This window comes from Streptomyces sp. NPDC006872, from assembly GCF_040635845.1.
Taxonomy (GTDB): domain Bacteria; phylum Actinomycetota; class Actinomycetes; order Streptomycetales; family Streptomycetaceae; genus Streptomyces.
Map to the genome: position 1 here is coordinate 449,278 of NZ_JBEYIL010000001.1, position 26,508 is coordinate 475,785.

27 protein-coding genes are annotated in these 26,508 nt (G+C 71.2%); 15 read left to right on the forward strand and 12 right to left on the reverse strand.

The window, feature by feature from the left end:
- Positions 1-51: 51 nt before the first annotated feature.
- The 3 genes from ABZ725_RS02120 to ABZ725_RS02130 all read right to left on the reverse strand — a co-directional run bounded on the left by ABZ725_RS02120 (position 52) and on the right by ABZ725_RS02130 (position 1,515).
- The gene (locus ABZ725_RS02120) at positions 52-558 is read right to left on the reverse strand and encodes a DCC1-like thiol-disulfide oxidoreductase family protein (RefSeq protein ID WP_358801355.1); all 507 of its coding nucleotides are present in this window, start codon (positions 556-558) and stop codon (positions 52-54) included.
- Positions 559-563: 5 nt separating this feature from the next.
- Positions 564-980, reverse strand: a complete 417-nt coding sequence (locus ABZ725_RS02125) for a hypothetical protein (RefSeq protein ID WP_358800896.1) — start codon at positions 978-980, stop codon at positions 564-566.
- A 121-nt stretch (positions 981-1,101) separates the two neighbouring features.
- Entirely contained in the window at positions 1,102-1,515 is a 414-nt protein-coding gene (locus ABZ725_RS02130; protein WP_358800897.1) for a VOC family protein, read from the reverse strand.
- Positions 1,516-1,628: 113 nt separating this feature from the next.
- Between ABZ725_RS02130 and ABZ725_RS02135 the strand changes: the two genes are divergently transcribed.
- The gene (locus ABZ725_RS02135) at positions 1,629-2,021 is read left to right on the forward strand and encodes a hypothetical protein (protein ID WP_358800898.1); all 393 of its coding nucleotides are present in this window, start codon (positions 1,629-1,631) and stop codon (positions 2,019-2,021) included.
- The gene (locus ABZ725_RS02140) at positions 2,018-4,504 is read left to right on the forward strand and encodes a DUF4132 domain-containing protein (RefSeq protein WP_358800899.1); all 2,487 of its coding nucleotides are present in this window, start codon (positions 2,018-2,020) and stop codon (positions 4,502-4,504) included. Before ABZ725_RS02135 ends, ABZ725_RS02140 begins: the two co-directional genes overlap by 4 nt.
- Positions 4,505-4,567: 63 nt before the next feature.
- Here the strand turns inward: ABZ725_RS02140 and ABZ725_RS02145 are convergent, their stop codons facing one another.
- From ABZ725_RS02145 to ABZ725_RS02165, 5 genes are all read right to left on the reverse strand, one after another.
- On the reverse strand, positions 4,568-5,347 hold the full coding sequence (locus ABZ725_RS02145) for a succinate dehydrogenase iron-sulfur subunit (protein ID WP_351908700.1): 780 nt from the start codon (positions 5,345-5,347) through the stop codon (positions 4,568-4,570).
- Complete coding sequence (sdhA, locus tag ABZ725_RS02150; protein ID WP_358800900.1) at positions 5,347-7,101, reverse strand: succinate dehydrogenase flavoprotein subunit; 1,755 nt, start codon at positions 7,099-7,101, stop codon at positions 5,347-5,349. Before sdhA ends, ABZ725_RS02145 begins: the two co-directional genes overlap by 1 nt.
- 19 nt (positions 7,102-7,120) lie before the next feature.
- The gene (locus tag ABZ725_RS02155; protein ID WP_351908704.1) at positions 7,121-7,603 is read right to left on the reverse strand and encodes a succinate dehydrogenase hydrophobic membrane anchor subunit; all 483 of its coding nucleotides are present in this window, start codon (positions 7,601-7,603) and stop codon (positions 7,121-7,123) included.
- 5 nt (positions 7,604-7,608) lie between these two features.
- Positions 7,609-7,989 carry a succinate dehydrogenase, cytochrome b556 subunit gene (gene sdhC, locus ABZ725_RS02160; RefSeq protein ID WP_351908706.1) on the reverse strand — a complete coding sequence of 127 codons (381 nt, stop codon included), beginning with the start codon at positions 7,987-7,989 and terminating at the stop codon, positions 7,609-7,611.
- A 249-nt stretch (positions 7,990-8,238) separates the two neighbouring features.
- A complete protein-coding gene (locus ABZ725_RS02165; protein WP_358800901.1) occupies positions 8,239-8,793 on the reverse strand; it encodes a 2-oxo-4-hydroxy-4-carboxy-5-ureidoimidazoline decarboxylase in 555 nt (184 codons plus the stop codon).
- Positions 8,794-8,970: 177 nt separating this feature from the next.
- Here ABZ725_RS02165 and ABZ725_RS02170 point away from each other — a divergent pair, with 177 nt between their 5' ends.
- Both ABZ725_RS02170 and ABZ725_RS02175 read left to right on the forward strand, forming a co-directional pair.
- Entirely contained in the window at positions 8,971-10,641 is a 1,671-nt protein-coding gene (locus ABZ725_RS02170; RefSeq protein ID WP_358800902.1) for a glycoside hydrolase family 20 protein, read from the forward strand.
- Positions 10,642-10,806: 165 nt separating this feature from the next.
- On the forward strand, positions 10,807-11,373 hold the full coding sequence (locus ABZ725_RS02175; protein WP_358800903.1) for a hypothetical protein: 567 nt from the start codon (positions 10,807-10,809) through the stop codon (positions 11,371-11,373).
- A gap of 16 nt (positions 11,374-11,389) precedes the next feature.
- Here the strand turns inward: ABZ725_RS02175 and ABZ725_RS02180 are convergent, their stop codons facing one another.
- A complete protein-coding gene (locus tag ABZ725_RS02180) occupies positions 11,390-11,857 on the reverse strand; it encodes a DUF1877 domain-containing protein (RefSeq protein WP_358800904.1) in 468 nt (155 codons plus the stop codon).
- A gap of 137 nt (positions 11,858-11,994) precedes the next feature.
- On the opposite strand from ABZ725_RS02180, the gene ABZ725_RS02185 reads away from it, so the two are divergent.
- From ABZ725_RS02185 to ABZ725_RS02205, 5 genes are all read left to right on the forward strand, one after another.
- Complete coding sequence (locus tag ABZ725_RS02185) at positions 11,995-12,396, forward strand: hypothetical protein (RefSeq protein WP_358800905.1); 402 nt, start codon at positions 11,995-11,997, stop codon at positions 12,394-12,396.
- A 156-nt stretch (positions 12,397-12,552) separates the two neighbouring features.
- Positions 12,553-13,197 (forward strand): RNA polymerase sigma factor, encoded by a 645-nt coding sequence (locus ABZ725_RS02190; protein WP_358800906.1) that lies wholly within the window; start codon positions 12,553-12,555, stop codon positions 13,195-13,197.
- Positions 13,198-13,350: 153 nt separating this feature from the next.
- Positions 13,351-14,076 carry a hypothetical protein gene (locus tag ABZ725_RS02195; RefSeq protein ID WP_358800907.1) on the forward strand — a complete coding sequence of 242 codons (726 nt, stop codon included), beginning with the start codon at positions 13,351-13,353 and terminating at the stop codon, positions 14,074-14,076.
- Positions 14,077-14,355: 279 nt separating this feature from the next.
- On the forward strand, positions 14,356-15,015 hold the full coding sequence (locus tag ABZ725_RS02200) for an RNA polymerase sigma factor (protein WP_358800908.1): 660 nt from the start codon (positions 14,356-14,358) through the stop codon (positions 15,013-15,015).
- A complete protein-coding gene (locus ABZ725_RS02205) occupies positions 15,015-16,172 on the forward strand; it encodes a hypothetical protein (protein ID WP_358800909.1) in 1,158 nt (385 codons plus the stop codon). The genes ABZ725_RS02200 and ABZ725_RS02205 overlap by 1 nt, the downstream gene beginning before the upstream one ends.
- A gap of 217 nt (positions 16,173-16,389) precedes the next feature.
- Here ABZ725_RS02205 and ABZ725_RS02210 read toward each other — a convergent pair whose 3' ends face one another.
- Positions 16,390-17,244 carry a L,D-transpeptidase family protein gene (locus tag ABZ725_RS02210; RefSeq protein ID WP_358801356.1) on the reverse strand — a complete coding sequence of 285 codons (855 nt, stop codon included), beginning with the start codon at positions 17,242-17,244 and terminating at the stop codon, positions 16,390-16,392.
- Positions 17,245-17,398: 154 nt separating this feature from the next.
- On the opposite strand from ABZ725_RS02210, the gene ABZ725_RS02215 reads away from it, so the two are divergent.
- Together ABZ725_RS02215 and leuE are read left to right on the forward strand one after the other, a co-directional pair.
- Positions 17,399-18,979, forward strand: coding sequence for a methylmalonyl-CoA mutase family protein (locus tag ABZ725_RS02215; protein ID WP_358800910.1), 1,581 nt, complete (start codon positions 17,399-17,401; stop codon positions 18,977-18,979).
- Between the two features lie 33 nt (positions 18,980-19,012).
- The gene (gene leuE, locus ABZ725_RS02220; RefSeq protein WP_358800911.1) at positions 19,013-19,660 is read left to right on the forward strand and encodes a leucine efflux protein LeuE; all 648 of its coding nucleotides are present in this window, start codon (positions 19,013-19,015) and stop codon (positions 19,658-19,660) included.
- Positions 19,661-19,734: 74 nt separating this feature from the next.
- On the opposite strand, the gene ABZ725_RS02225 is transcribed toward leuE, so the two are convergent.
- Complete coding sequence (locus tag ABZ725_RS02225; RefSeq protein ID WP_358800912.1) at positions 19,735-21,081, reverse strand: FAD-dependent monooxygenase; 1,347 nt, start codon at positions 21,079-21,081, stop codon at positions 19,735-19,737.
- Between the two features lie 73 nt (positions 21,082-21,154).
- Here ABZ725_RS02225 and ABZ725_RS02230 point away from each other — a divergent pair, with 73 nt between their 5' ends.
- From ABZ725_RS02230 to ABZ725_RS02245, 4 genes are all read left to right on the forward strand, one after another.
- Positions 21,155-21,805, forward strand: a complete 651-nt coding sequence (locus tag ABZ725_RS02230; protein ID WP_351908729.1) for a TetR/AcrR family transcriptional regulator C-terminal domain-containing protein — start codon at positions 21,155-21,157, stop codon at positions 21,803-21,805.
- Positions 21,806-21,914: 109 nt separating this feature from the next.
- On the forward strand, positions 21,915-22,964 hold the full coding sequence (locus ABZ725_RS02235) for a glycosyltransferase family 2 protein (protein WP_351908731.1): 1,050 nt from the start codon (positions 21,915-21,917) through the stop codon (positions 22,962-22,964).
- Complete coding sequence (locus ABZ725_RS02240) at positions 22,954-23,364, forward strand: GtrA family protein (RefSeq protein ID WP_358800913.1); 411 nt, start codon at positions 22,954-22,956, stop codon at positions 23,362-23,364. The genes ABZ725_RS02235 and ABZ725_RS02240 overlap by 11 nt, the downstream gene beginning before the upstream one ends.
- Positions 23,361-24,629, forward strand: coding sequence for an NAD(P)/FAD-dependent oxidoreductase (locus ABZ725_RS02245; RefSeq protein ID WP_358800914.1), 1,269 nt, complete (start codon positions 23,361-23,363; stop codon positions 24,627-24,629). Before ABZ725_RS02240 ends, ABZ725_RS02245 begins: the two co-directional genes overlap by 4 nt.
- 105 nt (positions 24,630-24,734) lie before the next feature.
- Here the strand turns inward: ABZ725_RS02245 and ABZ725_RS02250 are convergent, their stop codons facing one another.
- Positions 24,735-26,468 carry a hypothetical protein gene (locus tag ABZ725_RS02250; RefSeq protein ID WP_358800915.1) on the reverse strand — a complete coding sequence of 578 codons (1,734 nt, stop codon included), beginning with the start codon at positions 26,466-26,468 and terminating at the stop codon, positions 24,735-24,737.
- Positions 26,469-26,508: the final 40 nt, after the last annotated feature.

Here is a 26,508-nt window from a genome sequence, read left to right on the forward strand (position 1 = left end):
TCGCCGGGGTTCTCGCCGGGGTTCTCGATGTTCGCAGGCACGGAAGGGAGCCTAACGAGTGGAGCAGGAGCCGTCGGCACAGGTGGGCGGGTTGTAGGCCCAGCCCTGGTACGGGTCGTACGACCATCCGTCGCCACGGCGGTACACGCCCCCGCCCCAGCCCGCGCCCTGCCCGTCGCGCCACTTGGCCGCGGCCAGCACGACGGCCCGCGCGACCTTCGCCCCGGCGGGCGTGCTCAGCCGGTGGGACATCGGGCGGTGCTCGCGCAGCGCCCACAGGGTGACGATCCAGGCGGCGGCGCCCGTGTAGACCTGCCCGGAGTCGCCGACGACGGTGATCTCGTCGAGGGTGGCGCGGTGGTCGAGCCCGGGGAAGCGGGCGCAGGCCTCGGCGGAGGCCGCCGGGAGGAACTCCAGCGGCACCAGCTGCGGCTGCCGGCCCAGCCAGTCGCGCAGGAACGCGCACAGGGAGCAGTCGGGGTCGTAGAGGACGGTGAGCCCGCGGACCGGGACGCGGAGGGCGTCCCGGTCCGCGGCGGCGGCCTGTTCGGCGGCCATGGTCGTCACGCCCCGGCCGTGGGCGCCGACGGGGTGACCCAGCCCTGCGGGGCGACCGGCGGGAGCTGCTCCCGCTCCATGATCCCGCGCCGCCGGATCCGGTTGAGCACGTACACGTTGCCCAGGTGCATCGCGCCGAGCACCAGCAGCACCACGCCCACCTTGGTCGACAGGGCCTCGAAGATGCCGCGGGTGTCCTCGATGGTGTCGTCGCCGCTCAGGTAGAGCGCGACGAAGCCGAGGTTGACCAGGTAGAAGCCGACCACCAGGAGGTGGTTGACGGCGTCGGCGAGCTTCTCGTTCCCCTGCAGCACGTCGGCGAGGAAGATCCGCCCGTTGCGACTGAGGGTCCTGGCCACCCAGACGGTCAGTCCGATGCTGACGACGAGGTAGATGACGTAGGCGATGACCGTGCGGTCCATGTTCCCCACCCTTTCGCGAACGCTTGCACGCGAACGCGTATCCGAATGCGCTCTTGAACACGTTCAAAACGCTGACAGGGAAACTGTAGACCTGTTTTTGAACACGTTCAACCGAGCATGCTCAACCCGGTCGGCGTCCGAGCTCGGGCCGCTTGGAGTAGTCCGTGAACCCGAGGACGTTCCCCCAGGGATCCGCGATCTCGACGGTCCACCCGGTGGCCACGGAGAACGGCGGATCGAGCGCGGCGATCCCGGCGCCGGCCAGCCGCCGGGCCGCCGCCCGGGCGTCCGGCACCTCCATCCACACGCGCGTGGACGGCCACGCCGGCGGCCGATGCCCGAGCCCCTCCTCCTGCCGCAGCAGAATCCCCGGCGTCTCGCCCCCGACCTTCAGCAACACGATCCCGGCCTCGTCGAGCCGGAACGCCACCGCGAACCCGGCCCGCTCGTAGAAGCCGACGGCCTCGCCGAGGTCGCCGACGGGAAGCAGGACGTTGTCGAACCCGAGCAGGTCGTACGACCAGTCATCTGACATGACGTCAGATTAAGGCGGGGGCGGCGCAACGGGCTTCCTCGACGCGGCGTCCGTACGGGCGTCGGACAGCCGCTCCCGGGCCGTTGTCAGTGCCGGCCCGTACCGTCGTCGGCATGGGAATCGTGACGTTCGTCGACGAGACGACAAGCGGGAGCCGCGGCGCCGGCTGGGGGCTGGAGATCGCCGAGGAGCGGCTCGCCGTGCGCGAGTTGATCCGGCGCCGGGTGTTCCAGGAGGTCGCCGAGTTCAACGCGCGCCGGCCGGAGGTCTTCCAGGGCCTGGTGCAGCCGGAGGGCACGGAGCGGGTGCCGGCCGGCTACGCGCTGCGCACCCCACGCCGGATAGACCCCGAGGCGCAGACCGCCCTCGCCCTCAGGGCCTTCGCGGGCAACGGCTTCCTGGTGCTGGTCGGCGACCGTCAGGTCACCGAGCTCGACGAGGAGATCGACCTGCCGCTCGGCGCCGAGGTCACGTTCCTGAAGCTCGTGCCGCTGGTCGGGGGATGACGATGGGCCACGTCCAGCGATACAAGGACCTGATCCGGCAGCGCTCCGCCGACGGCGACTTCGAGGCGCTGGCCGCCGACCTGCTCAAGGCCGCGCACATCAACAACGGCGGCTGGACCGGCCTGTGGGAGGGCGTGCTGAACCGGCTGTGCGAACTCCCGCCGCAGGCGCGGTCGCGCCTCGCCGACGGCCTCGTGACGCAGTACCACGCGGACCGGTCGGGCCCGACCGCCCGGAACAACGCCCTGATCCTGCTGGGGATCGTCTCCCGCGACCTGCCGCCCCACAACCGCCTGGCCGCGGAGCGGACAGCCCTGCTCGACGAGATCTCCCGGCAGCACTCCTTCTGGTACGGCGCCCGCTACGAGGCCCTGGTCGAGGCCGAGCTGGCCGCGGGCCGCCCGGTCGCCCCCGCCGTCGTCGCCGTCTTCCGCCGCTCCGCCCTCCAGGCGTACGACAACCGCGACCTGACCGAGACGGCGAAGAAGCTCACCGAGCCCGCCCTCAACGTCGGCGAGGAATGGGCGGAACAGGCCCTGCGGGACGCCGCCGCCGACCCCGCCGTCGGCCCCGCCTGGCAGGAACTGCTCGCGCACGCGGCGACCGCCACCGCCGCGAAGCCCTCCGCCAAGTGGGACGAGCGGGCCGCCGCCCTGACCGAAGCGGTCGGCCCCGAGCGCGTCCGCGAGGCGGCGATCCGCTGGTTCGCCCTAGCCGGCCGCCCACGCACCTTCGAGCTGGACCGCGGACAGTACGAGCCGGACGTCAACGGCGCCTACGACCCCTGCAACGCGAACGCCCTGCGCGGCCTGACCTGGCTCGTCTCCCTCCTCCCGGCCCACCCGGACACCGCCCGCGCCCTCGGCGCCCTCGTCGAGACCTCGCTCAGGAAGGTCGCGGGCCTCGGCCCCCGCAACCCGAAGGTCGCCAACGCCGCGGTCAACGCCCTCGCCCGCACCGACGGCGCAGCGGCCCTCGCCGAACTCGCCCGCCTCGCCGCCCGCGTCACCTTCAAGGGCACCCTCAAGCTCCTCGACGCGGCCCTGGACGCCCACGCGCGGGCGCTGGGCCTGGGCCGCGACGAGATCGAGGAACTGGCCGTCCCCGCCTACGGCCTGACGGAGGTGGGCCGCACCGAGCAGCGCCTGGGCGAGATCACCGCCGTGGTCGAAGTCCAGGGAACCAAGGCGGTGCTGAGCTGGCGCAACCCGGCCGGCAAGGCGGTGAAGAGCGTGCCCGCCGCGGTGAAGCGCGACCACGCCGAGGAACTGAAGGACCTCAAGGCGGCCGTCAAGGACGTCGACAAGATGCTCTCGGCACAGAGCGAGCGACTGGACCGCCAGTTCCTGGCCGACCGCACCTGGTCCTACGACACCTGGCGCGAGCGCTACCTCGACCACCCCCTGGTCGGCGCCCTGGCCCGCCGACTGCTGTGGACGGTGGACGGCACGACGGTCGGCCATGCCGACGGAGCCCTGCGCACCCTGACGGACGAGCCGGTCACGGCCGGCGCGGAAGTCCGCCTCTGGCACCCGGTGGAGCACCCCCCGGCCGAGATCGTCGCCTGGCGCGACTGGCTGGAACGCCACGAGATCACGCAGCCGTTCAAACAGGCCCACCGAGAGGTGTACCCGCTGACGGACGCCGAACGAACGACGGGGACCTACTCCAACCGCTTCGCCGCCCACATCCTGCGCCAGCACCAGTTCCACTCCCTGGCGGCCGCCCGCGGCTGGACCAACAGGCTCCGCCTCGCCGTCGACGACACGGCCCCGCCCGCCACCCGCGACCTCCCGCGCTGGGGCCTGCGGGCCGAGTACTGGATCGAGGGCGACGGCGGCGAGAACGACCAGGACGTCACCGACTCCGGCAGCTTCCTGCGGCTGCGCACCGACCAGGTCCGCTTCTACCCGATCGACGCCCCGCAGAACCGGGCGCACTGCGCCGGCGGCGAGTACGGCATGTGGCTCCACGACGGCGAGGCCCCGGTCGAACCGCTGCCCCTGTCGGACATCCCACCCCTGGTCCTGACCGAAGTCCTCCGCGACGTCGACCTGTTCGTCGGCGTGGCCAGCGTCGGCAACGACCCCACCTGGCAGGACGGCGGCCCCGGCGGCCGCTTCCGCGAGTACTGGACGGGCTACAGCTTCGGCGAGCTCAACGCCACCGCGGAAACCCGCCGCACCCTCCTGCAACGCCTGATCCCCCGCCTGGCGATAGCCGACCGCTGCACCCTGGAGGGCCGCTTCCTCCAGGTGAAGGGCGACCGCCACACCTACCGGATCCACCTGGGCTCGACCAACATCCTGCGCACCCCCAACGACCAGTACCTCTGCATCGTCCCGGGCGCCGACTCCGCGGCGCCGGGGACCGGTTACCTGCCCTTCGAGGGCGACCGGGGCCTGGCGGTGATCCTGAGCAAGGCGATGATGCTGGCGAACGACCTGAGGATCACCGACCCCACGATCCTCAGCCAGCTGTAGCGCAGGAGGGCCCCGCTCCCACCAGGGGAGCGGGGCCCTCACCCGCTGACGAACGACAGAAGATCAGAAGCGCCGGGTGATCAGGGCCTTCTTGACCTCTGCGATCGCCTTGGTGACCTCGATGCCGCGCGGGCAGGCGTCCGTGCAGTTGAACGTCGTGCGGCAGCGCCAGACGCCGTCCTTGTCGTTCAGGATCTCCAGGCGCTGCTCGCCCGCCTCGTCACGCGAGTCGAAGATGAAGCGGTGGGCGTTCACGATGGCCGCCGGGCCGAAGTACTGGCCGTCGTTCCAGAACACCGGGCAGGACGACGTGCAGGCCGCGCAGAGGATGCACTTCGTCGTGTCGTCGAAGCGCTCGCGGTCCTCGGCCGTCTGGAAGCGTTCCCGGGTCGGCTCGTTGGTGTCCTTCGTGATGAGGAAGGGCATCACGTCGCGGTACGCCTGGAAGAACGGCTCCATGTCGACGACCAGGTCCTTGAGGACCGTCAGGCCCTTGATGGGCTCGACCGTGATCGGCTTCTCGGGGTTGATGTCCTTGATCAGCGTCTTGCACGCCAGGCGGTTCTTGCCGTTGATCCGCATCGCGTCCGAGCCGCAGATGCCGTGCGCGCAGGAACGGCGGAAGGTCAGCGTGCCGTCCAGGTCCCACTTGATCTTGTGGAGGGCGTCGAGGACCCGCTCCTTGGGGTCGATCTCCAGCTGGAAGTCTTCCCAGGTGGCCTCCGCAGAGACCTCGGAGTTGAAGCGGCGGACGCGCAGGGTGACCGTGATGTAGGGAGAGTCGGCGAAGCCGGGCTCGGGCTGGCCGGCCGCGTCCGCCTTGTCCAGAACAGGGGTTGCCATCAGTACTTACGCTCCATCGGCTGGTAGCGGGTCTGCACGACCGGCTTGTAGTCGAGACGGACGGTCTCGCTGCCGTCGTCGCCGACCTCGCGGTACGCCATGGTGTGGCGCATGAAGTTGACGTCGTCGCGGTTCGGGTAGTCCTCGCGGTAGTGACCGCCGCGGGACTCCTTGCGGGCCAGCGCCGACACCGCCATGACCTCGGCCAGGTCGAGCAGGTTGCCCAGCTCGATGGCCTCCAGCAGGTCCGTGTTGAACCGCCGGCCCTTGTCCTGGATCGACACGTTCCGGTAGCGCTCGCGCAGCTCGGCGATCTTCTCGACGGCCGTCTTGATCGTCTGCTCGGTGCGGAACACCATGACGTTCGCGTCCATGGTCTCCTGCAGCTCGCGGCGCAGGACCGCCACCCGCTCGGTGCCCGTGGAGGCGCGCAGGTGCTCGACCTGGTCGATCACCTGCTGGGCGGGGTTCTCCGGCAGCTCGACGTAGTCGGCCTGCTGGCTGTACTCCGCCGCCGCGATGCCCGCCCGCTTGCCGAACACGTTGATGTCCAGCAGCGAGTTGGTGCCCAGCCGGTTCGCGCCGTGCACCGACACGCACGCGACCTCGCCGGCCGCGTACAGACCCGGGACGACCGTGGTGTTGTCGCTGAGGACCTCACCCTGGACGTTCGTCGGGATGCCGCCCATCGCGTAGTGCGCGGTGGGCTGGATCGGGATCGGGTCCGTGTACGGCTCGATGCCGAGGTAGGTGCGCGCGAACTCGGTGATGTCCGGGAGCTTGGCGTCCAGCTGCTCCGGCGGGAGGTGCGTCAGGTCCAGGTAGACATGGTCGCCCTCGGGACCGCAGCCGCGGCCCTCGCGGATCTCCGTGTAGATGGAGCGGGACACGACGTCACGGGACGCGAGGTCCTTCATGACCGGCGCGTACTTCTCCATGAAGCGCTCGCCGTCCTTGTTGCGCAGGATGCCGCCCTCACCGCGGGCGCCCTCCGTCAGCAGGATGCCCATGCGCCAGATGCCGGTCGGGTGGAACTGGAAGAACTCCATGTCCTCCAGCGGCAGCCCACGGCGGTACACGGCGGCCTGGCCGTCCCCGGTCAGCGTGTGCGCGTTCGACGTCACCTTGAAGAACTTGCCGGTGCCGCCGGACGCGTAGATCACGGCCTTCGCCTGGAAGACGTGGATCTCGCCGGTCGCGAGCTCGTACGCGACGACGCCCGACGACTTCTTGACGCCGTCTTCCTCGGTGATCAGCTGGTCGAGGACGTAGAACTCGTTGAAGAACTCCACGCCGTGCTTGACGCAGTTCTGGTAGAGCGTCTGCAGGATCATGTGGCCGGTGCGGTCGGCCGCGTAGCAGGACCGGCGGACCGGGGCCTCGCCGTGGTTGCGGCTGTGACCGCCGAACCGGCGCTGGTCGATCGTGCCGTCGGGCGTCCGGTTGAACGGCAGGCCCATCTTCTCCAGGTCGAGGACGGAGTCGATGGCCTCCTTCGCCAGGATCTCGGCGGCGTCCTGGTCGACCAGGTAGTCACCGCCCTTGATCGTGTCGAAGGTGTGCCACTCCCAGTTGTCCTCCTCCACGTTGGCCAGCGCGGCGGCCATGCCGCCCTGCGCGGCACCCGTGTGGGACCGGGTGGGGTAGAGCTTGGTCAGCACGGCGGTGCGGCTGCGCTTCGTCGACTCGATCGCGGCGCGCATACCGGCGCCGCCCGCGCCGACGATGACGGTGTCGTACTTGTGGATCTTCATGATTCTCGCAACCCCGTGCCTAGCGGATGTTCGGGTCGAAGGTGAAGATCACCAGCGTGCCCAGCAGGATGGTGAACACCGTGGCGGTGTAGAGCAGGCCCTTCAGCCACAGCCGGGTGTTCGCGCGCTCCGCGTAGTCGTTGATGACCGTGCGCAGGCCGTTGGCCCCGTGCAGCATCGCGAGCCACAGCATCGCCAGGTCCCAGACCTGCCAGAAGGGGCTCGCCCAGCGGCCGGCCACGAAGGCGAAGCCGATCTTGGAGACGCCGCCGTCCAGCACGAGCTGGATCAGCAGGTGGCCCAGGACCAGGACGACCAGCACGACGCCGGACAGACGCATGAACAGCCAGGCGGCCATCTCGAAGTTGCCCCGGGTGGACTTCGGGGTCTTCTTGGTGCGCTTGCGCGGAGCCTCGATGACGGGCGCCGGGTTGTCCACGCTGTAGACGGAACCGCCCTCGACGGGGCCGATGCCGGCTGCGGTGGTTTCAGTGGTGGCCATCGGTGTCAGCTCCCGAACAGTTCACGAGCGGCGTGCCCGAGAACGGGGTAGATCGCCCCGAGCATCAGCACGAGCCACAGGCCCACGACGCTCCAGAGCATCTGCTTCTGGTAGCGCGGGCCCTTCGACCAGAAGTCGACGGCGATGACCCGCAGACCGTTGAGCGCGTGGAAGAGGATGGCGGCGACGAGGCCGTACTCGAGCACGGCGACGATCGGGGTCTTGTACGTGGCTACGACCTTGTCGTAGTCCTCGGGGGAGACACGCACGAGAGCGGTGTCCAGCACGTGTACGAACAGGAAGAAGAAGATGAGGACGCCGGTGACTCGATGAGCCACCCAGGACCACATTCCTTCCCGGCCGCGGTACAGCGTTCCAGCCGGCACGGAAGAACCCTCCGGGAGCGGGGATTGGGGCCTGCCGGCTTCGGTGTCGGACGGGCCCGGCCGGGTACGGTCCACCGGCCCCCAGCATCGTAGCGACGCGCTGCCGCTGGGCTTACGCCGGGAGTACCGGTGTGATCAAACTGGCACGCGTATGGGTGAGGTTTGCGGCATCTGGGTCGGGGGGTGCGGTTTGTCTGCCGGGCGTGGCTTGAACGTGGCGGGTCGCGATCCGCGGCGGAGCCGCTGATGTCACAGCCCCGCGCCCCTCAGGTGGTCGGTCAGGCGTTGCTTTGCGAGGCGGCGGAGTTCTTCTGCCGCTCCCACCCGCTCGTCCTCCGGATCGTTTGTCAATCGTGACCGGATGGCTTCGAGGACGTGGTCCAGGGACTCGTCCTGCGGGACGCCGTCCAGGCAGATGACGAACACATGTCCGAATTTCGCCTCGTAGGCCGCGTGAGCCGCGCCCAGCGCCATGTGGGCCGCCCCGTAGGTGTCCTCCGGCAGGGTCGGCAGGGCCTCTGCCGCCAGCGCCTCCGCCAGATCGGCCGGGGCCAGGTCGTACGCGGCCTCGTCGGAGGCGGCCAGGAGGGCTTCCAGCGTCGGGTAGGGGCGGTGGTCGGCCACGCGGCGGGCCCAGCGGAGGCTACGGAGGCAGGCGAGGAGGGTGTGGTGCGCCGCGTCGGCGGAGGCGGAGTTGAAGCCGTCCAGCAGAGGTGCGGGTGAGGTCCGGGTCTGCGCCGGTATGGCGAGGCGGCCGGAGAGATGGGAAAGGCGGTGCGCAGGCAGCGTGGATCCTCGCGTCACGAGTGATGTGGCAGGGGATGCAGTGAAAGATGTGTCGTCACGTTACCGAGAGCGGTCACTACGTGTCTGACCGATGCCTGAATTTCACCCGAACGAGAGAGTTTCAGAACGTGTCGTGGACTCCATCGCGCGGTCTTCGGCGCGCTTCCGCCGGATGAGCGTCGTACGGTTGGCGGAGTGAGCAGGCACAGGCATCGCAAAGCCCCGAAGAAGCCGCAGCGGAAGGTCGTCGCACCGGCGCTGCTGGCGGGCGGGCTGGTCGCAGCGCTCGGCGTGGGGACGGGGCTGTGGGCCTCGTCCGGCTCCGGGGGCGGTGACGGGACGCCGGCCGGGTCGGCCGCCTCCCAGCAGGCCGCCGCCGGGACCTCCGCGGGGACCTCGGCCGCCACCACGACCGCGAGCCCGACGCCCAGCCGCTCCTACGCCCTGTCCACCACCCCCCGCACCATCCCCGCCGTCCGCACCCACACCCCGGCGCGCGGCCCCGGCTGGCGTCCGGCGACCGCGAAACGCGTCGTGGTGAGCGACTCCCGGCTCGCCGACGAGGGCCGACTGGTCGCCGGCGAACTGGGACTGACGTACGCCGGCGAGAAGGACGACGTGCGCGCCGGGGACCTGCGGCTGGCGCTCAACGACGGCAAGGGCGCGAACCCGGAGTCGTACACCATGACCGTGCGGGGCGGGCGGGTCACCATCAGCGGGCCCTCCGACGCCGGCGTGTTCTACGGCACCCGCACCCTCAAGCAGGAGGTGCACGGCGGCGGTACGGCGCCGGAGGGCGTGGTCCGCGACCAGCCGGCCAAGCCGCAGCGCGGGTTCATGCTGGACATCGCCCGCAAGAACTTCAGCGCCGCCTGGATCGAGGACCGGGTGCGCGAACTCGGCGACCTGAAGTTCAACCAGCTCGGCCTGCACTTCTCCGACGACCAGGCCTTCCGGATCGAGTCCGACACCCACCCGGAGATCGTCGCCAAGGAGCACCTGACCAAGGCGCAGGTCAAGAGCATCGTCGCGCTGGCGGCCCAGCGGCACATCACCGTCGTGCCCGAGATCGACTCGCCCGGTCACCTGGGCGCCGTCCTCGCCGCCCACCCCGAGCTGCAGCTGCGCAACGTGAACGGCGTGGCGACCCGCGGGGCGATCGACATCTCCAAGGACGCCTCCGCGAGCCTCCTCGACGACCTGCTGAACGAATACGCCCCCCTGTTCCCCGGCGCCTACTGGCACCTCGGCGGCGACGAGTACCAGGCCCTCACCGTGTCCAGCCCCGCCGCCTCCTACCCCCAGCTCGCCGCCGCCGCGACGGCCCGGTACGGCTCCGGCGCGGGCGTCGCCGACCTCGCCACCGGCTGGCTCAACGACCGCGCCGACACCGTCCGCGCCCACGACCGGGCCATGCGGGTGTGGAACGACGGCTTCTTCCGCGGTACGTCGGTGAAGCCGGCCTCCGACCTCGTGGTCGCGTACTGGACCGGCAAGGAGATCGGCGCGCGGCAGCCGGTGGAGTACCTGAGCGCGGGGCGCAAGGTGCTCAACTACAACGACGAGTACCTGTACTACGTCCTCGGCGAGCCGCAGACCTTCGTCTACCCGACCGGGCAGCGCATCTACGAGCAGTGGACCCCGCGGGTGCTGCGCGGCACGACACCGGTCGCCGCGAAGTACGACGCCCAGATACTCGGCGGCTCCCTCGCGGTCTGGTGCGACCTCGCGAACTCCCAGACGCAGGCGCAGGTCGCCGCGGGCATCCGGATGCCGCTGCGGGCGACCTCGCAGAAGCTGTGGGACGCGGGGACGCCGGACCTGACCTGGACCCAGTTCAAGGCGCTGGCGGGACGGCTGGGCTGAAGCCCGACGCAAGCCCGCACGCAAGCCCGCACCGAAGCCCGGGTTGCCGCCCGACCTGAAGCCCTGGTTGGCCGAAACCTCTCCTGTGACACTCCCGGCCCGTCGCACGCAGTAAGGGGAAGTGTGGGCTCCGTTAAGGTCGGCGCCCTGGCGAGGGAGGCGTGGATGAGCCTGGTGGAACTGATCGCTCAGGCCGACGAACGCGGACTGGCTGCCAGCGGGCTGGCTTGTTTGGATCGGTGCGTGCCGCTGCTCGGCGGCGACGACGAGATCCTGCGACCCCTGTGGGGGAACCTCACGGAGTCCTCGGACGCCGGCGACTGGGGCAAGCTGCTGGAGCAGGCGCGCGGCAGGCTGGAGTCCCCGCAGGAGGACGGCGACGAGGACGGCGACGAGGCCGCGCTGCTCGTCCGCCGGATGCTGGCCGCCGCCCCGGACGACCGCTCCGACGCCGACGTACGGATGTGGGCCGACGCCTGCTCCGTCGCCTCGCTGCAGGTCCACCGCCTCCTCGACCGGCCCTTGGACGCCTCCCCGGTCGACTCGCGCCGGGAAGGCCGCACGGAGGGCATGTCGCCCCTGGTCGCCGCCGAGCTGCGCCGCCAGATCACCGTCCTGGAAGTGCTCGCCGACCACGGCGCGGGCGGACTGCGCCGGGCCCTGGAGGTGTCCACCGAGGGCCGCCGGGTGCTGCGCGCGGTGGTGTCCCGGCGGGCCAGGGGACGTAAGTGAGCGGGGCCGGGGCCGCTCACGGCACGGGCATCAGCCGCTTGACGACGGCGTCCCGGTGCCGGGCGGTCGCGGTGTAGAACGCCGTCAGCTCCCGGTGCGCCGAGGCGAAGGCGGCCCGGGTGCGGGTCTCCTCGGCCGCGCCGCCGTAGCGAGGCAGTAGCTCGGCACGGGCCGGAAGCCACAGGTCGTCGAAGTCGCTGTCCGCGAGGAAGCCGGCGACCCGGATCGTCTGGGCCACCGTCAGCAGCACGCACGGCGGCTCCTTCGAACCGGCCCGGTGCACGCGCTCCCCGCCGAGCACGACCGGGGCGTCGGGGTAGAGCAACTGGTGGTCGCCGTAGCGGCCGTCGAGGGTCCGCGCGCGGTGCCGGTTCATCCGGTCCCGCACGATGTCCTGGTCGTCGTCGAACAGCTTCCGCAGCCAGGTCGCGCTGTTGCGCAGTGCCACAGGCGGTACGGCGCGGAGCTGGAGGTACGCGCTCATCACTCAAGGAGCGCACGGGAGCGCGGAAGTATCACTTCTGTGCTCGTCGTGCGGTGGAGCCGGGCCGGTTCTGCGCCGGTCTCGGGGAGGGCCCGGAAGCGAGTGACAAAACACGGCCTGACCTCGCTCTTCCGAGTGTGACGCGTACGACGACCGAGCAGACCGGACAGCCGCCGCCCCGACCCTCCGCCGCGACGAGACCCGTGCGGTGGGCCGCGGAGGCGGTGGCCGCCGCGCCCGACGGCACGCGGCGACACCTCGACCACTCCGCGCAGAGCCTGTGGCGCGTCGACCGCCTGATCGAGGACCTGCGGCGCGCGGCCGCGCCGTACTCCGCCGTGGCGGACACCCTGCGCGGGCTCGGCGCCTACGCCGGCGAGGTGATCGTCCGGCAGACCGGCGCCGAGTGGTGGGCCGCGGGCGGCGACCACTGGGTCCGCACCCCCGACGGCCGCCTGTGGGAACCCCTCGACGAGGCCCGCCGCTGCTTCGGCGGCCATGGCTCGCTACGGCTGCTGTGCCGGGACGCGATGAGATGAGACGAGGGGGGTGGCGGGGGCGTCCTGCGCTGCGGCCGCTGTGACACTTCTGTGTGGCCCGGCGCTGATGACCGTGGGAGCGCGGCCGCGTCAGGACCCGGCGTCCGGCGGGGGAGTCGCGCGCCCGCAACGAACTCCGTACGAACGAGGACAGTCTTGGGCCAGGGAGGGGAACCCCGGCGCGCACAGCCGTACGACGGGGAACTGGGCGCGGCGGTGGCACGGGCACAAGGCGGCGACGAGGCGGCGTTCGCCGTCGCGTACCGGATCGTGCAGCCCGGACTGCTCGGCTATGTGCGCGGCATCGTCGGCGACGACGCCGAGGACGTGGCCTCCGACGCCTGGCTGGAGATCGCCCGGGACCTCGGCCGGTTCAAGGGCGACGGCGCCGGGTTCCGCGGCTGGACGGCGACCATCGCCCGGCACCGGGCCCTCGACCACCTGCGGCGGCTGCGGGTGCGGCCGCGCTCGGCGGTGCTGGAGCAGGACGCCGTCCTCGACCTGCCCGGGCCGCACAGCACCCACGACCAGGCGCTGGAGTCCCTGTCCACCGAGCGTGCCCTGGACCTGGTCCGCGGGCTGCCGCGCGACCAGGCCGAGGCCGTGCTGCTGCGGGTCGTGGTCGGGCTGGACGGCCCCGCCGCCGCCCGCGTCCTCGGCAAGCGCCCCGGCGCCGTCCGCACGGCCGCGCACCGGGGTCTGAAACGGCTCGCCCGCCAACTCGGCGTCGAGGGCGCGGGCGAGGGCGCGGGCGAAGGTGTGACGGATGACGGCCCCCGGACGCTGGGGGAGTCAAGGTGAACAGCGGCGGCCACGGCCCGTATCGATCAGGGACGGCGAACGTTCCGACGAAAGTTCCCACGAAGTTCCCACGAACGTTTTCACGGGCAATCACGCGAACGAACCGAACAGAGAACGAACCGGACAGAGGCGGACGCGGACATGGGTGAACGGATGAGCGGCGGCGCAGCCCGCGGCCGTCGGCGTGCGCACCCTGGCGGCGCCGGATCCGGACCGCACGGTGGAGTGGAGGCGCTGCTCGCGGCGGCCCTGCGCGAGACCGACGACCCGGACGCCGTACGGGACGCCGGCGAGCTTCGGGCCGTCGCCGCGTTCCGGACGGCCCGGGACGCGGGCGCGCTCCAGGCCGCCCGCACCCGGCGCCGGGACGACTGGCGGCCGCAGGCGGCCCGGCGGCACACCGCCCGCTCGCTGCGGACCACGCTCTCCGTGGCGGTCGCCGGCCTCGCACTGGGCGGCGCCGCGTACGCCGCGATCGGTTCCGCCACGGACGGCGACGGCGACGCCGGTCGCCCCGAAGCGACGGCGACGGCGACGGCGTCCGAGGCCCGGTCCGCCGCCCCCTCCGGCGCTCCGGACGCCCCCGTCGGCCGCGAGCGCCCCGCGAACGCCAAGGACACCGAGGCCCACTGCCGGGCCTACGAGAACGTGCGGGGGACGGGCAAGGCGCTGGACTCGACGGCCTGGCAGCGGCTGGTGACGGCGGCGGGCGGCGAGAAGAACGTCCCCGCGTACTGCGCGGCGCAGGGCGGGCCGAAGGCCGAGAAGACGCCGAACGCGGAGAAGCCCGAGAAGCCCGAGAAGTCCGCGAAGCCCCAGAAGTCCGAGGCCACCGACAAGGCCGCGAACGGGGCCACCGACAAGGCGACGAGCAAGTAAGCCCTTACGCCAAGGCAACGGCCGAGGCCGCCACCCCCCACAGGAGAGGCCCCGGCCGTCGCGCGGCACGGGCCGCGCGGCGGCCCGTATTCCCTACAGCGCCATGAGTGCGTTTTCTGTCACACCTCACTGAGTCACGAGTCAGTTGCATGTTCTACGGACATGGACGTGCGGCGGTTTCAGGTCGTAACGTGCCTTTCGCGCCGGACGGCCAAGCGGCAGACCACCGCAACGACCTGCGGTCCAGAAACCGCGATCCATCGACCGAGGAACCACGACGTGGGGGACGACGCGGAGCTGACAGCCGCGGTGCTCGCGGCACAGAACGGGGACGAGACCGGGTTCCGGACTGTGTACCGCACGGTGCACCCGCGGCTGCTCGGGTACGTGCGGACGCTCGTCGGCGACCTCGACGCCGAGGACGTGACCTCCGAGTCCTGGCTGCAGATAGCCCGTGACCTGGAGCGGTTCACCGGGGACGCGGACCGCTTCCGGGGCTGGGCGGCCCGGATCGCCCGCAACCGAGCCCTGGACCACATACGCATGCGCGGGCGGCGGCCCGCTACAGTCGCCGATGAGACGGAGCTGACCGGCCGGGCCGCCGAGTCCGACACCGCGGGCGAGGCCATCGAGGCGCTGGCCACCGGCCGCACCCTCGGCCTCATAGCCCGGCTGCCGCAGGACCAGGCCGAGGCCGTCGTCCTGCGGGTGGTGATGGGACTGGACGCAAAGACGGCCGCCGAGACGCTCGGCAAACGGCCCGGCGCCGTACGCACGGCCGCACACCGCGGTCTGAAGAAGCTCGCCGAACTGCTCGGCGAGGATCCGGAGACGGCCGGGGCGCTCGACGCACTGCCGCCTCAGCGAGGATCGCGCTCGCGCGCGGTGACGTCCGCGGGTGTGACGCATGCGCGTCCCCGGACGCAGAAGGACATGTGATGGCCGACAAGCAGGACAGATGGCTCGACCGCGAGACGGCGGAGCGTCTGCTGCGCGGTGAATCACCGGACGATGCTGTGGCCGGCGGGTCCGCGGCCGGCGAAGAGGCCGAACGGCTCGCGCGGACGCTGTCCGCCCTGTCCGCGCTGGCAGCCGAGCCGCTGCCCGCCGACGAGGAACTCCCGGGCGAGGCCGCCGCGTTGGCGGCCTTCCGCAAGGCCCAGGCAGACCGCACCGACCTCGCCGTCCACACCGCTCCCACCGCCCCCACCGGCCTCTCCGGCACGGCCGGTCCGGGTCCCGGTTCGGTCGGTGCGGACTCTGTCGGTGCGGACTCGGTCGACGCCGGGCTGGTCCGGATCGGCGGTCGGGTTCGGGCGGCGGGGCGCCGTTCTCGGTGGAGTCGGCCCGCGCGGTTGGGGTTGGCCGCGTCGTTGGCCGTCGGGATGGCCGGCGGGGTCGCGGTCGTGGCCGGGTCCGGCTTACTTCCGATCCCGTTCGACGACGACGAACCGGGTCGCCCCGCGGCCTCCGTCTCGGCCCCCGTGGTCCCCGACCGCCCGCTCGTCCCACCCGCCCCGGAGGTCTCGGGCGGCGCGGAGCACTCCGCGACACCGGACGGCGGTGAAACAGGCGAGACCGGCGAGGCAGGCGACTCGGACGGCAGCACCGCAGGCGGCGACAGCAGCGCGGGCGACGACGACGCCGTGGCCGCCCCGGACACGGGCGGCAGCCGGCCGTCCGAGGCGGCCTCGTCCTGCCGTGACCTGAACGCCGGCAAGTCCCTGGCCGCCGACCGCCGCAAGAGCCTGGAGAACCTGGCCGGCGGCGCGAAGCGCGTGTCGGCGTACTGCGCGGGCGTCCTCGGCAACTCCCCCGCGGGGAACGCCCGCGGCGACGCCCGCACCGGCAACGGCACCACCGGCCGGGACACCGGAAAGGGCCAGACGTCTTCCGGCGGTCAGAACGGACTGACCCCCGGGAGCAACCTGGGCGACAAGTCCGGCGCCGGCAGCGGTGGCGACGACGACGAGGAAGACGACGGCGGTCACGACGGCCGCAATGGCGGCCACGGCGGCCACGGCGGCAACGGTCGGGACGGTGGCGGCCACCAGGGACGAAACGGCGGCGGCCACGGCGGCCACGGCCATCACTAGACGCCTCTGAACTGCGACTTCGTAGATCGTTGAAGTTTTTTCTCGGTGGGTGTGACGTTTTCGGCGGCCGGGGCGCAGTAACAAGTGAGCCGACTGGTCATCGGCCCTTGCACCGAGCCGGGGTTCCCCCCGTACCTTCGGCTCGTGCGCTCGGCGCGGGCGGGACACGTTCCCCCGGTCCCGCTCGCGCCACAAACTCCCCCTCCGGCAGCAGCGCCTACCAGGACACGACGACCTTGTCGCCGTTCCTCACCTGCGCGAAGAGATCCGCGATCGCCGCCTCGTCCCGGACGTTGACACAGCCGTGCGAGGCACCGGCGTAACCGCGGGCCGCGAAGTCGGACGAGTAGTGCACCGCCTGGCCGCCGCTGAAGAACATCGCGTACGGCATCGGCGAGTCGTAGAGCGTGGACACATGGTCGCGGGACTTCCAGTAGACGTGGAACACACCCTCCCGGGTGGGCGTGTACTGCGAGCCGAAGCGGACCGACACCGTCGAGACGGTCCGGCCGTCGATCATCCAGCGCAGGGTCCGGGTCGTCTTGTCGATGCACAGCACCCGCCCGGTCAGGCACCGGGGATCGGGCGCGGCGGCCGGCTGACCGCCCATCAGATACAGCTCCCACTTCCCCGGTTCGTGGGTCATCCGCAGCAGCCGCTGCCAGGTGACGGTGTCCGTCTTCCCGGTCTTCGGCAGCCCGCGCTTGCCCTGGAAGCCCTGCACCGCCCGCACGGTGGTGTCGTCGTACGTCCCCGTGGGTCCGGTGTAGAGCCAGGCGACCTGCCGCAGCCGGGCCTGGAGCTCGCGCACGGCGCGCCCGGAGTCGCCGCGGGACCACAGGACCGCGGGAGGCGGGGCACTGGGGGTGGCACCGGTGGTGGCACCGGTGGTGGCTTTGCCCGGGCCGCTCGGTCGGCCGTCGGTGACCGGGGCGCCGGCCGAGGCTGTCGGGTCGGCGTCGCCCAGAAGGGGCGGGCGCGCCTTTCCGTCCGCCCCGGGGGCCTGCACGCTACAGCCGCACACCGTCACGAGGGCCGCCGTGCCGGCCAGGACGGTGATCGATCTCCGCATCCGCATGCCAGAGATGTTCCCCCCGGATGACGCTTCGCGAACGGGGCGGCATTGTTATGACAGGGGCTCAGCGTAATCGTCCTAATGATCCGATCGTCCCCTGATCGAATCGTCCAATCGTCGGAGCAGTCGCTCGTCGGGAGGCATCGCACCCATGGCGCGTGAGTCGGAGTCCGGACTGCCCATCGAGCCCGTCTACGGGCCGCAGGACCTGGCGGGCTGGGACCCGGCCGAGAAGCTGGGCGAGCCGGGCGGGTATCCCTTCACCCGGGGCGTCTACCCGTCGATGTACACCGGCCGCCCCTGGACCATGCGTCAGTACGCGGGCTTCGGCACGGCGGTGGAGTCCAACGCCCGCTACCGGCAGCTGATCGCCCACGGCACGACGGGCCTGTCGGTCGCCTTCGACCTGCCCACCCAGATGGGCCACGACTCCGACGCCCCGATCGCGCACGGCGAGGTCGGCAAGGTCGGGGTCGCCGTCGACTCGGTCGAGGACATGCGGGTGCTGTTCGACGGGATCCCGCTCGACAAGGTGTCGACGTCGATGACGATCAACGCCCCGGCGGCGCTGCTGCTGCTGATGTACCAGCTGGTCGGCGAGGAGCAGGGCGTCCCGGCCGACCGGCTCACGGGCACGATCCAGAACGACGTCCTGAAGGAGTACATCGCGCGCGGGACGTACATCTTCCCTCCCCAGCCCTCCCTCCGTCTGATCGCGGACATCTTCAAGTACTGCCGGGCCGAGATCCCGAGGTGGAACACGATCTCCATCTCCGGCTACCACATGGCGGAGGCGGGCGCGTCCCCGGCGCAGGAGATCGCCTTCACGCTGGCCGACGGCATCGAGTACGTCCGCACCGCCGTCGCGGCCGGCATGGACGTCGACGACTTCGCACCCCGGCTGTCCTTCTTCTTCGTGGCCCGCACGACGCTCCTGGAGGAGGTCGCCAAGTTCCGCGCGGCGCGCAGGATCTGGGCGCGGGTCATGCGGGACGAGTTCGGCGCACGGAACCCGAAGTCCCTGATGCTGCGCTTCCACACACAGACGGCGGGCGTCCAGCTGACGGCCCAGCAGCCGGAGGTGAACCTGGTCCGGGTGGCGGTCCAGGGCCTGGCGGCGGTGCTGGGCGGCACGCAGTCGCTGCACACCAACTCCTTCGACGAGGCGATCGCGCTCCCGACGGACAAGAGCGCCCGTCTGGCCCTGCGCACCCAGCAGGTGCTGGCCTACGAGACCGACGTGACGGCGACGGTCGACCCCTTCGCCGGGTCGTACGCCGTGGAGAGGATGACCGACGACGTCGAGGGCGCGGCCCTCGAGCTCATGCGGAAGGTGGAGGACCTCGGCGGCGCGGTGTCCGCCATCGAGCACGGCTTCCAGAAGAACGAGATCGAGCAGAGCGCGTACCGCATCGCCCAGGAGACCGACTCCGGCGACCGGGTCGTGGTCGGCGTCAACCGCTTCCGGCTGGACGCCGAGGACCCGTACGAGCCCCTCCGCGTCGACCCGGCCATCGAGGCCCGACAGGCGGAGCGACTGTCGGGACTGCGCGCGGAGCGCGACCGGCGGGCGGTGGACGCTGCCCTGGCCGCCCTGACGACGGCGGCGCAGGGGGAGTCCAACGTCCTGTACCCGATGAAGGACGCGCTGAAGGCCCGGGCGACGGTCGGAGAGGTGTGCGACGCGCTGCGCGAGGTGTGGGGGACGTACGTTCCCGCGGACGCGTTCTAGGGGGTGTCATACCCCCGTGCGAGACTCTTTTCCATGTTCGGTGTCATCGACCTTCCCACCTATCTGGCAGGACTCGTCCTGATCGTCCTGCTGCCCGGGCCCAATTCGTTGTACGTCCTCTCCGTCGCCGCCCGGCGGGGCGTCCGGGCGGGGTACACCGCCGCGGCCGGGGTGTGGTGCGGGGACACCGTGCTGATGACCCTGTCGGCCGCAGGCGTCGCCTCCCTGCTGCAGGCCAACGCCGTGCTGTTCGGGATCGTGAAGTACGCGGGGGCCGGGTATCTGACCTGGCTCGCGATCGGGATGCTGCGGGCCGCGTGGGGGATGTGGCGGTCTCGCCGGGAGCTGGTCGCCGAGGCCGGGGATCCTGTCGTCGCCGGTGAGCGGCCCTACCGCCGTGCGCTGGTCATCAGCCTTTTCAATCCCAAGGCGATTCTGTTCTTCGTCGCCTTCTTCGTGCAGTTCGTCGATCCGGGGTACGCGTATCCGGCGCTGTCGTTCGTGGTGCTGGGCGCGTTCGCGCAGGTCGCGAGCTTCCTGTATCTCACCGCGCTGATATTCGGTGGGACGAAGCTGGCGGGTGCCTTCCGGCGGCGTCGGCGGTTGTCGGCGGGCGTCACCTCGGCTGCGGGGGCGTTGTTCCTCGGGTTCGCGGTGAAGCTGTCGCTGGCGAGCGCGTAGACGCCGGCTGCGGGTGCGTTGTGGCTGGTTGCGCCCACGCGGCGGAGCCGCATGTCGATACAGCCCCGCGCCCCTTAAAGGCCGATGCGTACCCGGTACTTCTCCATCCCCTCTTCCGTCTCGCCCGCCCAGCCCACGTAGCCGTCCGGGCGGACCAGGAAGATCCCCTCGGCCAGCTCCAGTCGTGTCCAGTCCGGGCCCCTGAGCCTGTCGTGGAGTCGTACGCCGTCCACCGTCAGGTCAGGGACACGGTCGCCGGCGCGCAGCGCACCCGCTGACGGCCTTGTTTCCTCGGACAGTGACGAGTCCCGGTAGTTCAGGCCCAGTTGGCGGGTCTTCGCGCCCCGGCGGGCCTCGCCCCGGTGGATGGCCGTCGACAGGCCCAGCATGGCCGCGGCGATGGGACGCCGTTCCTCCTCGTACGTGTCCAGCAACGCCTCCGGAGCCCGTCCGCTCAGTACCGCGCTCAGTTTCCAGCCCAGGTTGTAGGCGTCCTGGACGCTGGTGTTCAGGCCCTGGCCGCCGGCGGGGGAGTGGACGTGCGCCGCGTCCCCGGCCAGGAAGATCCGGCCCTCGCGGAAGCGGTCGGCCAGAGCGGCGCGCGGGCGGAAGTCGGACGCCCAGCCGACCTCCGTGACGTCCTCGGCGGCGAGGTGGGTGCGGTCGGCGACCAGCTCGCGGATGCCCTCGGGGGAGAGATCCGGGTCCGTCCCGGCCGGGAAGCGGGCCACCAGCTGGAAGTCCTCCGTCCCGGCCAGCGGGCACAGGGCCAGGAACTCCGAGCCCTCCCCGCTCGGCGGGAAGATGTGCCAGAACGTCCGCTCCAGGCCCGCGATCCGGACGTCCGCCACCAGTGTCGGGTTCGGGTCGAGCAGCTCTCCCGTCATCTTGATGCCCAGCGCCCGCCGCACCGCCGAGCGTCCCCCGTCGGCGGCGACGGCGTACCGGGCGCGCACCGGCTCGCCCGAGGCGAAGTACGCCGTCACGCCCGTCTCGTCCTGCTCGATCCGCGCCGGCTCGCGGCCGAAGGCCACCGACCCGCCGAGCTGCTCCAGGCGGGCCCGCAGGATCTCCTGGTTGCGCCACTGCGGGACCATCCAGGGGCCGGTGAACCGGGAGTCCTCCTCGCCGTCCTCCGCCGGGTCGAACATCGGGAACTCGCCGGTCCGCCTGCCGTCCGTCCAGAGCATGCCCACCGGGTACGGGCCCCCGGCGGCGAGGATCTCGTCGAGGACGCCGAGGTCGTCGTAGACCTCCATCGTGCGCGGCTGCAGACCCTTGCCTCGCGAGCCCCGGGCGAGCGCGTCGCCCCGCTCCACCACCACCGCGTCCACCCCGCGCCGGGCCAGGTCGATGCCGAGGGTCAGGCCGGTGGGGCCCGCGCCCACGATCAGTACGTCGGTCCGCGTCTGTGCCGTCATGACCAGTCTCTCCTTAACGCCGTTAAGTACCGTTCCCCGTCAGCGTGGCCTTAACGGCGTTAAACTGTCAAGTGTGAGCACCGGACGACGAGCCCCCCTCGACCGCGCGCGGGTCGCGGACACCGCACTCAGGCTCCTGAACGAGGTGGGCCTCGACGGGCTGACCCTGCGGGCCATCGCCAAGGAGCTGGACGTGAAAGCGCCCGCCCTGTACTGGCACTTCAAGGACAAACAGGCGCTGCTGGACGAGATGGCCACGGAGATGTACCGGCGGATGGTCGCCGGCGCGGCCCTCGACCCCGCCGACACCTGGCAGGACCGGCTGCGCAAGTCCAATCACGGGCTGCGCGAGGCGCTGCGCGGCTACCGCGACGGCGCGAAGGTCTTCAGCGGCTCACGCTTCACCGGCATCGAGCACGCCGAGCAGATGGAGGACAGCCTGCGGCTCTTCACGGCGGCCGGCTTCGCCCTCGCCGACGCCGTCCGCGCGACCTCGACGACGTACCTGTACACGATCGGCTTCGTCACCGAGGAGCAGGGCGTCCAGCCGCTGCCCGACGAGCGGCGCGAGGGATACGACGTCGAGGAGCGGGCCCGGCTGATGAGTGAATTCCCCTTGGCGGCGAAGGCGGGCGCGGAGATCTTCGCCGACTACGACCTGCATTTCACGGAAGGGCTGGAGTTGGTGATCACCGGGATTGAGGTGCGGTACGCGCGGGCATAGGTCGACTTGGCGGCCATTCGGGCAGGCGAGCGGCATATGTCGACTCATCGCATCCCAATGCTAATTACGCGTTTACAGCGGGTTCATATCGTGCCCCTACGTTCGCCGAATGCCAGACATAGACAGCCGGGTGCAGGGGGCGCACGTGCCCCGCCAGCGTGGCGGCGCCGCACTCGTCTCATATGTATTGCCCGTCTTCAACGAGCAGGACGGGATCCGTCACTTCCACGAGGAACTCGTGGCGGCACTTGGTGAACGCACAGAGTTCACCTATGAGTTGGTGTACGTCAACGACGGCTCCGCCGATGGCACGCTGCCCATCCTGGAAGACATCGCGAAGAACGACCCGCGCGTCCGGATCGTCGACTTCGCGCGCAACTTCGGGCACCAGATGGCCATCACGGCCGGTATCGACGTGGCGCGCGGCGATGCCGTGATCGTCATGGACACCGACCTCCAGGATCCGCCGAAGGTCAGCCTCGAGCTGGTCGACGCCTGGCGGGAGGGCGCGGAGATCGTGCACGCCCGTAGGCGCAGCCGGCAGGACTCGTTCTTCAAGAAGACCACCGCGCACGCCTTCTACCGTCTGCTGCGCTCCTCCACCGAGGTGGACATCCCGGTGGACACCGGCGACTTCCGGCTCATGGACCGGCGCGCAGCCGACGAGCTGCGGCGCTTCCGCGAGCGCAGCCGGTTCGTGCGCGGCATGGTCGCCTCGATCGGCTTCCGGCAGAGCGAGGTGCACTTCGACCGCGACGAGCGGTTCGCGGGCGAGACCAAGTACCCGCTGAAGAAGATGGCGCGCCTCGCCATCGACGGGCTGACCGGCTTCTCCACCGCGCCTCTGCGGATGATCACCAAGCTGGGCTTCGCCGTGCTGGCGTTCTCGCTGATCGGCATCGTCTACGCGCTCGCCATGAAGGTGCTGCGGCCGGAGATCACGGTCTCCGGCTGGACGATGCTGATGGTGACCGTCCTGTTCCTCGGCGGTGTGCAGATGCTGTCGCTCGGCGTGCTGGGCAGCTACATCGGGCGCACCTACAACGAGGTGCAGGGTCGGCCCCTGTACACCGTGCGGCAGGTCATCGCGTACGAGACGGAAGCCGCCGGCGACCGTGCCGAGGGCGACCGCGCCGACGGCGTCGGCCATGGCGACTGACGCCCTGGAGGGCACCCGGACCCGCACCCGTGACCTCCGCCAGCTGATCACCTACGCGCTGGTCGGCGGCAGCGGAGTCCTCCTCGACATGGGCGCGTTCCTGCTGCTCTACAACGTGGCCGGGATGCACGAGCAGGTGGCCAACGTGCTCTCCACCAGCCTCGGCATCACCAACAACTTCGTCCTGAACGCCCTGTTCACCTTCGACAAGCGGGACCGGCTGCTGATGCGCTACCTGCGCTTCTACGCCGTCGGCCTGACCGGCATCACCCTGACGTTCGTGCTGTTCGCGGTGTTCTCCCGCGGGCTCGGCATCGACCCGAACCTGGTGAAGGCCGGCTCGCTGCCATTGGTGCTGGCCCTCCAGTTCGTGCTCAACAGAAAGTGGAGTTTCGCATGAATCTCGGCGTCATCGGCGCGGGCGCGACCGGCCTCACCGCCGCGTACGACGCGGTCAAGCAGGGCCACGCGGTCACCGTCCTGGAGGCCGCCGACGAACTGGGCGGGCTCGCCGCGTCGATCCCCGTCGGGGGAGTGCCGCTGGAGCGCTACTACCACCACATCTTCCGCAGCGACCGCCAGATGATCGAGCTCATCGAGGAACTGGGCCTCGGCGGCGACCTGCGCTTCCACAAGACCACCACCGGTGTGTACCGGGGCGGCCGGATGCACCCCTTCAGCACCCCGCTGGAGATGCTGACCTCCCCGCTGTACGGCCTGCCCGCCGGCATCCGCTTCGGGCTGTCGTCGGCGTGGCTGAAGGTGGTCCGCGACGGCGAGAAGTTCAACGACCGCACCGCCCTGAGCTGGGTGCGCAAGTGGGCCGGGCGGCGCGCCACCGAGGCCGTCTGGGAGCCGCTGCTGCGGGGCAAGTTCGGCGACCGCGCCGACCAGGTGTCCATGGCCTGGCTGTGGGCGCGGGTGCACTGCCGCACCTTCGAGCTGGGCTATCTGGACGGCGGGTTCGAGCGCGTGTACGCGACGCTGCGCGACCGGATCGCCGAGCGCGGCGGCAAGGTCGAGTTCGGCAAGCGGATGGAGACGATCCGGCAGGACGGCGAGGACGGGCCGGTCACCGTGCGCACCGCCGACGGCGCCTCGTACACCTTCGACCAGCTGATCGTCACCACCCCGCAGCCCGCCTTCGCCAAGGCCGCCGACGTACCGGCCGACGACGCCGTCTGGCGCAACCAGTACCTGGGCGCGACCTGCTTCGTCCTGGAGCTGGACCGCAGCGCCATCCCGTACTACTGGCTCAACATCAACGAGCCCGACTTCCCGTTCCTCGCGGTCGTCGAGCACACGCAGATGATCGACCGCGCCCAGTACGGCGGCCGGCACATCCTCTACGTGGGCAACTACGTCGAGCGCGACGACTGGCGCTTCACCACCGACCCGGCCGAGCTGCTGGACCGGTACCTGCCGTATCTCCAGCGGCTGAACCCGCAGTTCGACCGCTCCTGGATCCAGGACTGGCACTTCTCCCGGGCGCCCTTCGCTCAGCCCGTGGTCACGCCCGAGTACAAGGCGCTGATCCCCGGCCACGGCACCCAACTCAGCCGGGTGACGCTCGCGACCATGTCGCAGATCTACCCGCAGGACCGGGGGCAGAGCTATTCGGTCGAGCTGGGCCACAAGGCGGCCCGGATCGCGGGCGCGGTCTGACGGACCCGGTCCGAACGGCCAGGTCCGACCGACGCCGAGACGAGTCGGCCCCGGCGGTGAGTTCACCGCCGGGGCCTTCGCATGAGCCGCACGCACGCACCCGCGTCAGCGCAGCCTGCACACCACGAGCTGCCGTCCCTCGGGCTTGGGGCAGTCGTACGTACGACGGATGTCGGCCGCGATCCGCGGATCGATGATCCCCAGCGACAGCCAACTGGGCTGGTACACGGCGTACTCGGCCGGGTGGTCCTGCGTGATGCAGCGCACGTTCTCCCGGGTCGACGTCAGCGAGGGGACGTCGGTGAGCTGCTTGGGCACGTTGAAGAAGGTGGGGAAGGGGTACCGGCAGGCGGTCGGGTGGTCGATGTAGTACGCCTGCTGGCCGAAGGTCAGGTACAGGACCGGTGCCCCGGCCGGGAGTTCGGCCTTCACCTGCTCGGCGGCACTCTCCGCCGACCGCGCCTGCACCTTGAGCTCGGCGTTGGTCGTGACGATGCGTCCGAGGATCACCCGGACCCCGGACGTGGGCCACACGGTCGCCGCCAGGCACACCACGAGCGCGAGGACGGGCAGCGCCACCGGCAGGCGCGCGGCCCGCGGACGCGGCGCCCGCACCCACCACAGGTCCACCGCACCGGCGAGCAGGGCCGCGGCCGAGGCGAGCCAGGCGATCACGTCCACGTCGACGTCCGCGCGGACCTGGGCGAGCAGCGGGGTCCCGACCCCGTACAGCAGGGCGAGCACGGTCAGACACAGCGGGGGCCTGCCGTGGCGTCCGTACCAGCGGCCGATCGCGAGACCGGTCAGGGCCGCGGCCACCGCCACCAGGCTCTCGCCGTGGTACGCGAACCAGTTGCCCTGGTAGACCACGACGGCCAGGCCGATGCCGCACACCAGCAGGGTCGTGACCACGGCCTCGACCCGCTGCCGGCGCGAGGCGAGAGTCGCGGCGAACAGCAGCAGCGCCCCGGGCAGCAGCGCGAGGACCGGCGTGAGCGCGATCCGGTCGCCCACGTAGGAGACGGTCCGCTGCAGCAGGTCGGAGACGACGAGCGGATCCTTGCCCCAGGCGTGCGCGTTGATGTGCGGCATGTCGCGCAGCCACTGCAGCTCGCGCGAGCCCGACCAGGCGCTGACCGCGAACAGCAGGCCGGTGGCGACGGCGCTCGCGGCGGCGAGCAACAGGCCACGTATACGGTCCACTGCGAAGACGACGACGAGCGCCATCGCGGCGGTGCCCGCGGTGGAGTACTTCATCAGGACGGCGAGACCGAGCGGCAGCGCGGCGAGCGCCGCGGCCTGCGCGCGGTTGTCGAGACCGAGCGCGGCGGCGACGGCGAGCAGCGCGAAGACGATCGCGAACCACTCCGGCTGCATGTAGTCGATGACGGGCGCGAAGGCCAGCGCCAGGGCGGTGGTCCCCGCGACGAGCAGCGCGTCCCGCTCGGGCATCCGGCGGCGCAGGGCCCGGTGCAGCAGCAGACCGGCGGCCGCGCACAGGGCGAGGCCGAAGAGCCGCAGGGTGGCTTCGCGCACCGCGTTCGATCCGCCGGTGGCGGAGTCCAGAGCGGCCAGCAGCCAGCGGTAGAAGAAAGGCCGGTGGGCGAAGATCTCGGAGGGGGACAGGCCGCTTTTTCCCGTGGTGCGCAGGGCGGCGAGCACATAACGGAGGTCGAGAAAGACACCGGCGGTGAGCGTCGTGTAGATCAACAGCCCGGCGGCGGTGAGGGCGGTCGTCCACCCCGCGGAAGAGGTGAGGCGCAGACGGCGGGAAGCCGGTCTGTGCGGACTCCCACCGCGTTGTGCGGCCGGTGGAGTCGAGGTGGATATTTCGGTCACGTGCGCGAACCTAGCATTGTGCTTTGAGAGAATACTGTGG